Source organism: Phytohabitans aurantiacus (assembly GCF_027923225.1).
Lineage (GTDB): Bacteria > Actinomycetota > Actinomycetes > Mycobacteriales > Micromonosporaceae > Phytohabitans > Phytohabitans aurantiacus.
In genome coordinates this window covers 74,439-87,313 of sequence record NZ_BSDI01000011.1, presented here as the reverse complement: position 1 = coordinate 87,313, position 12,875 = coordinate 74,439, and the positions used below count along the sequence as shown (strand labels likewise).

Below are 12,875 nucleotides of genomic sequence, written 5' to 3'. Positions count from 1 at the left end.
TGGTTTTGCCAGCGAGGAGGACCTGTGCTCGATCCGCATGCCCTGTACGACCTCACCGGGGATCTGCCCGAGCTGGGCCGGCCGGTGCTCGTACAGGCCCTGAGCGGCTACGTCGACGCGGGCAACGGCACCAAGCTGGCTCGTGAACACCTCACCAAGACGCTCGAGCACCGCACGGTCGCGACGTTCGACGTCGACCAGCTGCTGGACTACCGGTCCCGCCGCCCACCGATGATCTTCGTCGAGGACCACTGGACAGAGTACGAGGACCCGACGCTCGAGCTGCACCTGCTGCAGGACGACGCGGGCACGCCGTTCCTGCTGATGACCGGGCCCGAGCCCGACCTGCAGTGGGAGCGGTTCGTCGCGGCGGTCATCGGGCTCATCGACCGGCTCGGCGTGCAGATGACCGTGGGGCTCAACTCGATACCGATGGCGGTGCCCCACACCCGGCCCACCGGCGTCACCGCGCACGCCACCCGGCGCGACCTCATCGCCGGGTACGAGCCGTGGCTGCAGCGCGTGCAGGTGCCGGGCAGTGCCGGCAACCTGCTCGAGTACCGGTTGGGGCAGCGGGGTCACGACGCGCTCGGCTTCGCGGTGCACGTGCCGCACTACCTGGCGCAGGCCGAGTTCCCGGCGGCCGCCGAGCAACTGCTGGCGTCGCTGTCCAAGGCGACCGGGCTGTTGCTGCCCACCGATGGCCTACGGGAAAACGCCGAGCTGGTGCGCGCCGACATCGACCACCAGGTGGCGCAGTCCGAGGAGGCCACCCAGCTGGTGCGGGCGCTGGAGGAGCAGTACGACGCGTTCACCCGGGGGCGCGCGCCGGGGCGCAACCTGCTCGCCGACACCGGGCCGCTGCCGACCGCCGAGGAGCTCGGCGCCGAGCTGGAGCGCTTCCTGGCCGAGCAACAGGGCGACGGCTCTTGATGATCAGGGCGTCCCTGAAGTCGCTAGAACGACTTGAGGGACGCCCTGATCACGGAGCAGGTCAGGCGACGCGGCGCGTGGCGGGGAGCAGGGCCGTGGTGCTCAACGTGTTGAGGATGCGGGTCCGCTCCTCGGGCTCGGAGACGGTCACCAGCAGGCACCCGGGGCGTGACTCCACCATGGGCGTCACGCCGAGCAGCCGGCCGGCTCGCACCAGTACCGCTGCCATCTCCTGATCGCAGAGGCGTACCCCCAAGGAATCCGCGCGAAGCCGGCGGCCGCCCGCGAGCAGCGCGGCCCGCCACGCGGCGCGCGCCAGAGTCGCGCGTTGCGCGTTGCGCGGCGACGACGCGCCGACCAGCTCCGTGCTCAGCAAGGTGCCGCGGCCCTGCCGCCAGTACCCGGTCAGCGCGCGGACAACACTGTCGCGGTCGGCCGGCACGACGACCCGGTGCAGCCGGAACCGCCGGCGTCCGCCGCCGACGCGCACGTCGTGCGAGGCCGCGACGCCCAGGTCGGACAGGAGAAGCGCGAGCCGGTGCGCGGCGTCCTCGCGATTGAACTCCGCCAGTACGGCGGGCAGGTTCGGCCGGTATCCCTCGCCGTGTGCCCATGCGGGGCGACGCCGTCCAGCCGCCCGCGTAAGGTCGGTGCACTGCACGAGACTCATTGCCTCGAAACCGAGCTGTTCCCGGATCATCCGCGTCCCCTCTCCCCGGTCACACCCACACCGTGGCTGATCCGCCGTTCGGCCGGTACACCGCCGCCAAGGACTTGAGGGAAACTTGCGAGTGCGCCGGATTCGATCGACTGTGACGGCGATTGTCGTGTTACTCGCCGCAACCGGATGTGACGGCGGCGAGGTCGAGCAACGGCAGATCCGCATCGCGACCGGCAGCACCACGGCCGTCTACTACGCGGTGGGCTCCGCCCTGGCCCGCATCATCGAGCGCGACCTGCCAGAAGTCGACGCCAGCGTGCAGGTGACCGCGGCGTCCGCGGAAAATGTCGCGCGGGTAAACAGGGGCGACGCCGAGATCGGCTTCACGCAGGCCGACATCCTCGACGACGGCAACAGCGCCAACCTCACCGCGATCGCCCGGGTGTACGACGACCTGCTGCACCTGATCGTGCGGGCCGACAGTCCGATCCGGACACTCGCGGATCTGCGTGGCCGCCGGGTTTCGGTTGGAGCGAAGGGCTCGGGCACCGAGGTGACCGTCAAGCGGCTGCTGACCGTCGCCGGCCTTGCCAGTCCCGAGGCGATCCAGCAGGAACGGATGGGGATCGACGACTCGTCCGCGGCACTCGCCGATGGCCGGATCGACGCGTTCTTCTTCTCCGGTGGCCTGCCGGTGGGCCGCATCGCCGACCTGCGCGCCCAGGTGGCGCCGCGCCTCGTCGACCTCAGCGAGTGGGCGGAGCCGCTGCGCGACGCTTACAGCGACGCCTACGTGGTGCGTGACGTGCCCACGTCGACGTACGGGCTCGGGGCGGTCAGCACGGTCGCCGTTCCCAACCTGCTGGTCGTGTCGAGCACGATGCCCGACGACCTGGCCTACGAACTGGCCAGGCTGTTGCTGGAGCGGCGCGACGAGCTCGCCGCCGCGCACCCGGCGGCCGAACGGCTGGACTTCCGGTCGGCGATCGCCACGGCGCCGCTGTCACTCCATCCGGGTGCCGCCCGCTACTTCAAGTCCGTCAAGCCCTGACCGGCGGGCTGGCGGCGGCTCGGCCGCGGGAAACCACATGCGCACCACGAGCCCTGGCGTGCCGGGAGTCAGCGCGAGGCGGCCGCCGGACGCCTCGACGAGTACCGCCACGATGGGCAGGCCGAGGCCGGCGCCGTCGACGTTCTGGGTGTCCGGCGCGCGCCAGAACCGGTCGGTCGCCAACCGGCACTGCTCCTCGGTCAGGCCCGGCCCGCTGTCGCGCACCGAGACCGCCACGCCGCCGCCCGCGGGCTCGACCACCACGGTGACCCGCCCACCGGACGGGGTGAACTTGAGCGCGTTGTCGACGAGGGCGTCCAGCGACTGGTCCAGCGCGGTCGACACCAGCCGCGCCCACACGGGCTCGTCCGGCACCTCGGTGACCAGCTCGATGCCGCGGCGTTCGGCGAGCGGCTGCCAGGCCACCACCCGGTCCTGCGCCACCGCCACCGCGTCGAGCACCTCCACCCGGTGTTGGCCGCGCTCGGCCCGGGCCAGGGCGAGCAGGCCGTCGAGCACACCCGCCAGCCGGTCCGTCTCCGCCAGAGCGATCTCGTGGTCGGCTTTCGCCAGCGGGTCGACCAGGCCGAGGCCCAGCTCCTCGACCCGCAATCGCAGTACCGTCAACGGGTTGCGAAGCTGATGGCTGGCGTGTGCGACAAACGACCGCTGCCGTTCCAGCGCCTCGGCGACCGCGTCTGCCATCTCGTTGAAGCTGTCCGAGAGCCGCCTCAGCTCCGGCGGCCCCAGATTGGGCTGTACCCGGGCACCGCTGTCGCCGGCCGCGATCTCGTGGGTGGCGGCGTCGAGCCGGGTCACCGGCCGCAGTACCCAGCCCGCCAGCCGGAGCGCGGTGATCACGCACGCGGCCACCGCGAGCAGGCCGACGAGCCCCAGCTCCAGCCATGACTCGACGACCGCGCGCCGGACGTGGCCGGTCGGAGAGACCGTGACCACGGCGCCCAGCACCGCACCGCCGTCGCTGACCGGTACCGCGATGACCAGGGGGTCCTCCTGCCACGGCCAGATGGTGGTCGGCAGGCTCATCTGACGGCCGGCGAGCGCGCCGCGAATCGCGCGTTCGGTGGACTCCCGGTACGGCCGGGGCGCCCCGAAGACGCTGAGCACCTGCCGGTTCTGGTCGACCACGAGCGTGGCGATGCCGTAAAGCTCGTGGTACGGGCGCAACTCGTTGACGAGGGAGTCAAGCTCGCCGTCGCGCACCGCGGGCGCGGCGAGGGAAGCAAACCGGGTGGCGTCGGCCAGCCGGTCGGCGACCACACCCTGTGTCTCGCGGTTGGTCAGAGAGATGGCGAGCGGGATCTCCAGCGCCAGCAACACCATGCACAGCAGCAGCACATACGTGCTCACCAGCCGTCGCCGCACCGTACCTCCCGCCTCGCGCCGTCCCCCAGCGCTAGCCGTACCGGTCGCCTTCGGATCCGGCTAGGAGCCGTGGCGACCAACGACAGCGAATGACCCGTATTCCGGTTTGGGTTGCGCTGTCCCCCAACCCGCCCCGTGACCGCTGATCAGCCTGTTTGTAGCCGGTAGCCCACCCCCCGAACCGTCTGCACCAGGTTGGGCACCCCCAGCTTGGCGCGCAGCGACGCGATGTGTACTTCGAGAGTGTGCCGGCCAGACCAGGTGGTTTGCCAGACATCGAGCAGGATTCGCTCGTAACTGACCGCCGCGCCCGGCTGCCGGGCCAGCGAGACCAGGATGTCGAACTCCTTGCGGGTCAACGTGACGCACGCGCCGTTGACCTCGACCGCGCGCGTGCCAAGGTTGATCCTGATCGGAGCCACCTCGATCAGCTCGCACTGCGGCGCCTGCCGGACGGTGCGGCGCAGCAGCGCCTCGATGCGCGCGTGCAGCTCGGCCATCGAGAACGGCTTCACCACGTAGTCGTCCGCGCCGGTGCGCAGGCCCACCACCCGGTCGCGCTCCTCGCCGCGCGCGGTCACCGCGATGATGCCGAGCTGCTCGCTGCGCGAACGCAGCGAGCGGCACACGTCGACGCCGTCGCCGTCGGGCAGGTTGAGGTCCAGCAGGACCAGGTCGCAGGGGGCCGCGGCGAGGGCAGCCGCGGCGGTGGCGGCGTGCTCCACTTCGTACCCGCGGCGCTGGAGCATCGTCATCATCGCCGCGCTCACGCGGTGATCGTCTTCAACGAGCAGGATGCGCATCGGTCATCACCCCTTTCACGCACTCACGCTTCGGCCGGACCACGCGTCCGCGGCCGTGTGGCGATTGGGAAACCTCAAATACAGCCGGATCAGCTCCGGGAACCGGTACCGGTGCTGGCCGGCGTCGTCGACACCGGCGTACTCGACGACCTGCCGGTCCACCAGTTGGTCGACGAGGTCTTCGGCGGCTTCCGCGGTGACGCCGAGGATGGCCACCACCGTCCAGAGTGGAAAGCTGCCGACGCCCAGCAGCGCGAGCCGGCGCGCCGGCAGGGCAAGCTCGGGCGGGAGCGTGCCGATGCCCGCCGCCATCGTGGAGCGGACGTCGAGGTCGCCGGCGCGCAGTTCGTCGAGCCGCCGCTCAGGGGCGCCGAGCCGCTCGGCGAGCCGGCGCAGCGACAGCTCGGGCCGGGCCGCGGCGCGGGCGCCCGCAACCCGCAGGGCCAGCGGGTACCGGCCACACAGCTCAGCGATCATCTGAGCGGCGGCCGGCTCGGCGGTCACCCGGCCTGGTCCCGCGGTCGCGCCGAGCAACGCCACCGCGTCGTCGCTGGACATGGCGCCCAGCGTGATCCGGTGCGTGCCTTCGAGGCCGGTCACGGCGCTGCGGCTGGTGATCAGCACCGCGCATCCCGGGTCGCCGGGCAGCAGCGGCCGGGCGTGCGCCGCGTCGGCCACGCCGTCGAGCACGATCAGCAGCCGTCGCTGGGCGGTCAGGGAGCGGTACAGCCGGATCCGCTCGGGCAGGTCTTCGGGGATGGCGCCGGGCGGCGTACCCAGCGCGCGCAGCATCTCGGCCAGTACCTCGCCCGGATCGCGATCGCCACGAAGGCTGGTGTGGAGCTGGCCACCCGGGAACTCCGCGCGCAGTCCGTGTGCGACGTGGTTGACCAGCGTGCTCTTGCCGACACCGGGCGGGCCCACGACGGCGACCACCCGGACCGCGGTGCTCGCCGGAGCCTGGAGCCGCTCGCGTATCGCCGCGATCTCGGCGCGCCGACCGGTGAAGTCCGCGATGTCGCGCGGCAGCTGCGCGGGCGGGCTGGTAGGCGCGGCGGTCGCGGGCTCCGCCACCTCGGTGTCGGTCAGGATCGCCCGCTCGATCCGCTGCAGCGCCGCGCCCGGCTCCAGGCCGAGCTCGTCGACCAGCAGCCGGCGACCGCTGCGGTACGCCGCCAGCGCCTCCGCCGTCCGGCCGGCCGCGTGCAGGGCGAGCATGAGCTGGCCGCGCAGCCGCTCCCGCAGCGGGTACTCGGCAACGAGCTGGGTCAGCTCGGGTACGACCTCCCGGTGCCGCCCCGCGGCGAACTCCGCGTCCATCAGCTTCTCGACCGCGGCAAGCCGCAGCTCGGTGAGGCGCCGCGCCTCGGTCGCCGCGAACGGGGCCGGCACGTCGATGAGAGCCGGCCCGCGCCACAGGGAGAGCGCGCCGCGCAGCGCCCGTGCCGCGTCCTCCGGCCGGCTCGCCGCGCTCGCGGCGTCGGCCGTGCGTACCAGCCCTTCGAACTCTTCGAGGTCGAGCTGGCCTGGACCGAGCCGGACGACGTACCCGGGTGGCTGGGTCTCCAGCCACCCTTCGCCGGCCGCTCTGCCGACCAGGCGGCGCAACGCGGACACCACGTTGACCACCTGGTCGCGAGCGGTCGCTGGCGGCCGCTCCGGCCAGACCGCGTCGACGAGATCGCCGAGCGGCACCACCCGGTTGGCCCGCACCAGCAGCGCTGCCAGGACGACGCGCTGCCGAGCGCCGGTTAACGGGACCGGTCCCGAAGTCCCGCGCACCTCCAACGGACCGAGCACCCGGAAGACCGGACGCCCACCACCAACCACACTGCCGCGCGTCAACTCCATGAACCCGACCGTTCCTCGCGATTGACACGCCCCCGGTCACACCGTAGGGATCCGCGAGTGAACGATCATTAGTCATATGGTCACGAAACGATAACGCAGCCCATCACTTACAGCTACCGATGAAGCACTGGCTCCACCACGTCCTGCTGAGGCTGCCCCCGAACCTCTTGATGCCGCTGTTTTCGGTGCCCACCAGACCGCCCTTGATGCTCGTGCCAACCGAGACGTCCCAGTCCTGCCGGTTGATCGAGCCGTCGGGATTGATGCCCACGCCGGCGCCCCATCGGCCGTACGAACCGCTGTAGCTCTTCTTCTCCCTGCCGCTGGACTTGTTGGCGAGTCCCACCGTGGGGAAGAGCGAGTACAGGCTCGGCTCGGCGGGCGAGGTGGTGACGGCGCTGAGGATCGAGATCCGACCGTTCTGAACCTTGATCTTCCCGCACACCATGTGCGTCGGGCTGCACAGCTGCCAGCTCAGGAACCCGTGCTTCCACAGCGTCTTGGGTAGGCTGTCGCTCTTCCTGGGCATCGGATCACTGCCGCATTTACCGTCCATGCCGCGGTTCAGGGCAATGCACTCCATCCACTTCTGCTTCTTCGCCTTCAGGGCGGCCAGCTTGGCCTTCTTCGCCTGCTCCTCGCGCTTCTTCTTCGCCGCGTACTCCCGCGCCAGCCGGCGCGCCTCCGCCGCGATCTTGTTGTCGTGCTGGCGCAGGTCGGCCGGGTAGATCTTCTTGCGCGGCGGGTGGTAGTGGTGGTTGCCGCTGCCGCCGTACTCGCAGCCGTCGCAGAAGTGCCCGCCGTACGACTTCTTCTTCTTGGACTTCTTCTTCTTGCCCTTGGACTTCGACGGCTTGTTCACCTTGTTGCCGCTGCACCCGTCGCAGTAGTGCCCGCCCGGCGTGTACGACCACCGGCCGTCCGGATCGTGCATCGTGACCGGCGTGTTGTTGGAGTACGCGTACGCGTTCATCTGCTGCGGGTCGTCGTGGTTGATGACCGGGTCCACCGAGATGAACCGCCCAAGGTCCGGGTCGTACTCCCGAGCACCGAGATGCGTCAGCCCGGTGCCGTCGACGGTGCCGCCGATATAGCCCTTCTCCGTCGGCCAACTCGCCGGTACCGCCCCGCGGGGCTCGCCGAACGGCAGGAACCGCCGCTGGGTCACCGCCAGATCGTCGGCGTCGACCGAGAGCTGCGCGGTGCCCAGCCGGTCCTGCGCCTCGAACGACAGGCCACCGCCCGACGAACGCACGGCGTTGACGGAGCCGAGCTGGTAGAAGCGGGTCGCCGCCACCGCGTTGGTCGCCTTCGTCAGCTCCAGCTCCGTGCCGCCCAGGTAGAGGGTCACCGTGTCGGCCTCACGGCGGATCAGCCGGCTGCCCTCCGCGTCGTACAGGTACTCGGATGTCTTGCCGTTCTCCGTCACGGTGGCGAGGCGTCCCTCGACGTCCCAGGTCAGGCTCTGGCCGGGCCGGCTCGTCGTGTTTCCGGTGGCGTCGTATTCGTAGCTGGACGTCTGACCGTTGGTCGTCACGCTGGTGAGCGCGTGCGGCCGGATCCCGCCGGCGGCCGGGTAGGTGTAGCTGCTGGTGACGTTTGCTTTGTGGTCCGTCTCCGTCAGCCGGTTACCGGTCTTGTCGTACGTCCACGCCTGCCAGTACGGCGCCGGTCCACCCAGGACAGACGCGCTCGGGCCGGTGGCGCACTGGTTCGTCGCCGTCCACGCGCTCGACAACCGCTTCAGATAGTCGTACGTGAAGCACTGCACGTCCGCACCATCAGCGATCTTCGTGACATTGCCCGACGGGTCGTAGCCGTAGGTCACATCCGCCAAGCGGGTGGGTGCGACGCTCCGGTCGACGATCGCCCGGCTCAGCTTCCGCGTCGCGTCGTCGTACGTGAACGTCTGCACCAACTGCTTGCCGGCAGTCGCTTGCAGCGTGTACTGCGACGGCTCACCGTATGGCGTATAGGTCGCGCCGGTGAGCAACGTGGACAGTCCCGTCTGGGCGGTGGTCAGGCGACCGTAGGCGTCGTAGCCGTATCGCAGCGTCTCCGCCGCCAGGCCGCCCGCCGCCGGATAGGTGACGAGCAGCGGCTGGCCGGTGTCGGTGTATCCATTGTTGACCCGGTAGCTGCCGGCGAGCGCGCCCTCCGCCGCCGGGATGGTGACAGTGGTGCCGAGCGGGCGGTAGCCGAGGTCGTACCCGTTGACAGCGACGGTGTACGCGTTTCCGTTCACGTAACGGGTGGCCGCGGTCGGATTGCCCTTCGCGAGCGTGTCCCACGTCCAGTCGGCCATCTTCGTCCCGGCCGTCGAGCCCTCGTACTGCGCGGTCTTCCGGCCAAGTGCGTCATAGGTGTGCGCGACCGTCCTGCCCCGGGCGTCCGTCGCCGTGAGGATCTGGTCGGCGTTGTCGAAGGTGTACGACGTGGTGCCCTTGTCGGGGTCCTCCTCCTTGATCTTCCGCCCCCGCAGGTCGTACGTGTACCGCCAGACGTTGCCGACCGGGTCCGTGACGGTCGAGACCTCGCCGCCCCGGGTGTACGTGTACCTCGTGGCGTCGTACCCGCTGGCCGGCGTCGCTCCGGTGTGCTGCCGCAACTCGGTCGTCTGGCCAGCGGCGTCCATGACGGTGGTGGTGGCGGTGCCGCCGGCGGGCGGCGTGATCGCGACCCGGTCCCCGCCGTACGTGGTCAGCGTGCGCCACTTCTCGGCGCCGAACGACCGGAAGATCACCGTGGTCTCGCGGGCCGCGCCGTCGTATGCGTACGCGTGTTGCGCCGGCACGGCGTTGTCGCTCACCATCGCGAGCGTGGTGCCGGCCGCGCCGTCGTTCCAATAGGGGGTGTTGGCGCGAGACTTGAGACCACGCGAGTCGTAGTAGGTGTCGGTGAGGATCCGCCCACCACCGGGCGCGGGCCGCTGGGTCTGGCGCTGGCGCAACTGCCCGTCGTAGAACGCGTACTCGATGTCGTAGCTGCCGTCGTTGCGGATCGCCTCGCTGCTCACCACGGTCGGCGCGTCCGCACGGATCAGGTACGAGAACTTCTGGCTGGGCGGCTCGCTGTCCGCTTTGGACTGACCGGGAAGCCACACCGCGGTGAGCTGGCCGAGAGGGTTGTACGTCAGGTCGGTGCGCCGGCCGTTGGCGTCCACAAGGGAGGTCTCGTCGCCCCATGCCGTCTCGTACGTGGTGGTCTGCGCGTGCCCCAGCGGGTTGGTCGTCGTGACACTGGTCGCCGGACCACCGGTCGCCGGCGTGAAAGCGGTACTGGTCTTGCGGTCCAGCGCGTCGAAGCTGTCCAGCGTGCGGCCGTAGATGTCGTACGTGGCTCGCGTCGACTGCACGTACACCGGCGTAGAGCCCGAGTACGAGGCCAGCTCCTGGGTCAGCGTCTCGTCGCCCTTGGTGGGTGCCGTGCCGAAGGTCGTGGAGCCGTCGTAGAACGTGCGCGTGTCGGACAGCACATCGGCGGGGCGCGACGGCGTGGCCGTACAGGCGACGGAGACGCGCTCCTCGCGCGACTTGAGGTTGATCAGCATCTTGGACGTGTCCCGGGCATAGGTGAGCCGCACGCACTCGTCGTCATCCGTCCTCGACGTGTCGCCCAGATCGTTCACCTGGTACGGCAGGCCGTACGAGTCGAAGGCGGTCTGCTCCTCGGTACGCCGCCAACCACCGGCGGCGAGCGCGAGCCGGTTGCGCGACTTCGACACTCCGGTGAGATACGCCTTGTTGGTGCCTCGGGTCGCGGTGGCCGCCGAGATCCAGTAGTCGAGGATCTCCCCGTCGAGCACCGCGCCACCCGGACCGTCGTACGTGATGACCTCACGCGCCTGCCCAGCGAGCGCCTCGTGGTCGGCCACAGCCACGCCCTCGGAGTCGGTCACCGTCACATTCCGGGTGCCGCTTCCCAGCTTGTCGCCGTCCATACCGCGGTAGAAGAGCGTCTCGTTCTGCGACCGGATGTCACCCGAGGCGCCGTTCGTCACCTTGACCCGGGCGAAGCCGCGCCACTCGCTCCACGTCCGGTACTTCGTCTGGGTCAGCTCGTTGTCGTCGTAGTGCCAGGCGCCGCCGCCGAGGTACTCGTAATCCGTCTGCTGGATCCCAGCCACCCCGGACTGGTCGTCCTGGAGCACCTGCACAGCCACGTACTTGTGGAACCAGTCCAGCTTCGGGTTCAGCGCTCCCTCCGGCGTCCAGTACTGCGGGAAGCACCGCTTCGTGTTCGAGTCCGGCGTCGGTGGCGCGGAACGCGTGCACTCCTTGGCCGAGTAGTTGACGCGGGTGTGCCCGCCGAACTCGTCGTAGACGTCGCTGAGCCGCCACTTGATCATGGGCGGGATGCCCTCTTCGGCGTCGACCCGGTTCTCCAGTTGCACGCCCTCGAAGGTGACCGCCGGCAACGCCGCGGTCCCGCCGACCTTGCCGGTACGGGTGAGCGACGACAACCACAACAGGTTCGACGTGCCGTCGCCGGGCTCGCGGAACTGGTACCCGAGCGCCCAGGAGTCGACGTCCTTGTAGGTGGTGCCGGAGACCAGCACCTTCGTGGTGACCCCCGCGAGCCGCTTCCGTGTCCAGAACGTCGGCGAAAACATGTCCGTACAGGTCGCGCCGGAGTTGCACTGCTGGTCGTACGGCACGTCCGGCCAGTTCTTCGCGGTGTCCTTGGTGATCGCGCCGGTGCCGCAGGTGGCGCCGGCCGCGCAGCGCTCCTCGACGGCGAACACCACTCGCATCGGGGCGGCCGCCGAATACATCGTGTCCGAGCGCTGCCCGTAGTCGATCCGGCTCAGGTAGCCGTCGCGGTGGTACGCGGTGCCCGCCGAGGCGGTGCGGTTACGGCCGTAATAGTTGGTGACCGGCGTGTAGAAGTACGACATCGCGTTGCCGTTGGAGTCGACAACGTAGTCGAGATTCCACCGCCACGCCTGGGTGCAGTACGACGCGGCGAACGTCGAGGCGTGGCAGGGCTCGCCCGAGTCGTTGCCGAACACCGGCGCGCTCCATGTCGAGTTCGTGACCTCGTTGCCGCTCGCCCAGCCGGGCAAGCGGTTCAGCCCGAAGAAATACTGCATCCCGTCGCGATCGGTGACTTTCCAGTACTCGCCGTCGTTGTCACCGTTCGTGGCTCCGGTCAGGCGCTCCACCTTGGACGCGTCATCGTTCCGTAGCCGCCATACGCCCGTGGTGGCGTCCTTGACCAGCTCGACGGTCTTGTCACCCAGGTTGAGGAAGGCGTTGTCGGTCTCCCAGCACATGTCGAACGGCTTGGGCGTGGTCGTGATCTCGTCGGAACAGGACTTGTAGCGCCGCTCGACGAAGCCTTCGGACAGGTCCCAGCCCTCGCCGACCCAGGACGGCTGGTTGTTCGTCGACGCCGTCCGACCGTCCACGCTCCCCGAGTTGTACCTGAGGTCCAGGTCGGGTTCCGGGCCGCCGAGCGCTGGTGGCGTGTCCATCTCGTACGACCACGAGAAGTCGCCCGCCGCGCCGCCCACCTCCCAAGAGGACGAGCGCGCCAGCGGAGTCGCGCTGTAGTCGCCGGAACTGCCCGACGGGGCCGCCGCCGCGGCGAGCACCGCCGCGCTGGCCGTCACCTCGGCCGACAGCGTGCCCTCCTTGACCGCGTTGCGGCTCGGAAGCGGCTTTCCGGCGCGGCACTCCGCCCGCTCCGGTGTGGACAGTGCGCACGCCGGCAGCTCCACCAGGCGCAGCCGGGACGCCCAGTCGCCGCCGTAGGCGTACCGGAAGGAGGAGTAGTCCACTTCCACGGTCAGCCGCGCCCGGGCGACGCCGGCGTCCACGGTGAACAGCAGGCCCGGCACGCCGGCCTTGTCGGCGGCGGCCCGGTCCAGCACCTTCACCTTGGCCGAGCCGGCGCCCTTGCCGGCCACCCACACCGGCAGCTGTCCGGCACGTGCCCGGGTACCGCGCAGCGACACCGACGCCTCACCGGCGGCGGGCCAGCTCACCGCGGGAGGGGCCTTCTCGGGTACCGTCGCGACCCGCTGCCGGCGCGGGGCGAACGGCTTGGTCCGAACCGACTTCTCCGCCTGCGTGGTGGGCGGCTGCCACGGCCTTGGTGGCGCGGCGGCGGCTGGGGAGGCCACCAGCAGGCTGGCCACCATGATTCCGGCAGCCGCACCGGCTGTCCACTTGCGACTCACGGGGTC

The 12,875-nt window shown here is 70.3% G+C and carries 7 protein-coding genes; 2 read left to right on the top strand and 5 right to left on the bottom strand.

Going from position 1 to position 12,875, the window contains the following annotated elements:
* Positions 1-24 precede the first annotated feature (24 nt).
* The gene (locus tag QMG73_RS14090; RefSeq protein ID WP_281895490.1) at positions 25-933 is read left to right on the top strand and encodes a proteasome assembly chaperone family protein; all 909 of its coding nucleotides are present in this window, start codon (positions 25-27) and stop codon (positions 931-933) included.
* Between the two features lie 61 nt (positions 934-994).
* Here QMG73_RS14090 and QMG73_RS14085 read toward each other — a convergent pair whose 3' ends face one another.
* Entirely contained in the window at positions 995-1,633 is a 639-nt protein-coding gene (locus QMG73_RS14085) for a hypothetical protein (protein WP_281895488.1), read from the bottom strand.
* Positions 1,634-1,754: 121 nt separating this feature from the next.
* On the opposite strand from QMG73_RS14085, the gene QMG73_RS14080 reads away from it, so the two are divergent.
* Positions 1,755-2,645: a TAXI family TRAP transporter solute-binding subunit gene (locus tag QMG73_RS14080; RefSeq protein ID WP_407676801.1), complete on the top strand. Its 891-nt coding sequence runs from the start codon at positions 1,755-1,757 to the stop codon at positions 2,643-2,645.
* Here QMG73_RS14080 and QMG73_RS14075 read toward each other — a convergent pair.
* From QMG73_RS14075 to QMG73_RS14060, 4 genes are all read right to left on the bottom strand, one after another.
* On the bottom strand, positions 2,598-4,031 hold the full coding sequence (locus QMG73_RS14075; protein WP_281895486.1) for a sensor histidine kinase: 1,434 nt from the start codon (positions 4,029-4,031) through the stop codon (positions 2,598-2,600). The genes QMG73_RS14080 and QMG73_RS14075 overlap by 48 nt on opposite strands.
* A 146-nt stretch (positions 4,032-4,177) precedes the next feature.
* Positions 4,178-4,834: a response regulator transcription factor gene (locus QMG73_RS14070; RefSeq protein ID WP_281895485.1), complete on the bottom strand. Its 657-nt coding sequence runs from the start codon at positions 4,832-4,834 to the stop codon at positions 4,178-4,180.
* Between the two features lie 15 nt (positions 4,835-4,849).
* Positions 4,850-6,685 (bottom strand): AfsR/SARP family transcriptional regulator, encoded by a 1,836-nt coding sequence (locus tag QMG73_RS14065; RefSeq protein ID WP_281895483.1) that lies wholly within the window; start codon positions 6,683-6,685, stop codon positions 4,850-4,852.
* A 103-nt stretch (positions 6,686-6,788) separates the two neighbouring features.
* A complete protein-coding gene (locus QMG73_RS14060) occupies positions 6,789-12,869 on the bottom strand; it encodes an RHS repeat-associated core domain-containing protein (protein ID WP_281895481.1) in 6,081 nt (2,026 codons plus the stop codon).
* Positions 12,870-12,875: the final 6 nt, after the last annotated feature.

What these genes read in the sequence shown, in the direction of transcription:
- QMG73_RS14085 (WP_281895488.1), bottom strand. Translation starts at nt 1,633, where the DNA reads ATGATCCGGGAACAGCTCGGTTTCGAGGCAATGAGTCTCGTGCAGTGC.
- QMG73_RS14070 (WP_281895485.1), bottom strand. Translation starts at nt 4,834, where the DNA reads ATGCGCATCCTGCTCGTTGAAGACGATCACCGCGTGAGCGCGGCGATG.
- QMG73_RS14065 (WP_281895483.1), bottom strand. Translation starts at nt 6,685, where the DNA reads ATGGAGTTGACGCGCGGCAGTGTGGTTGGTGGTGGGCGTCCGGTCTTC.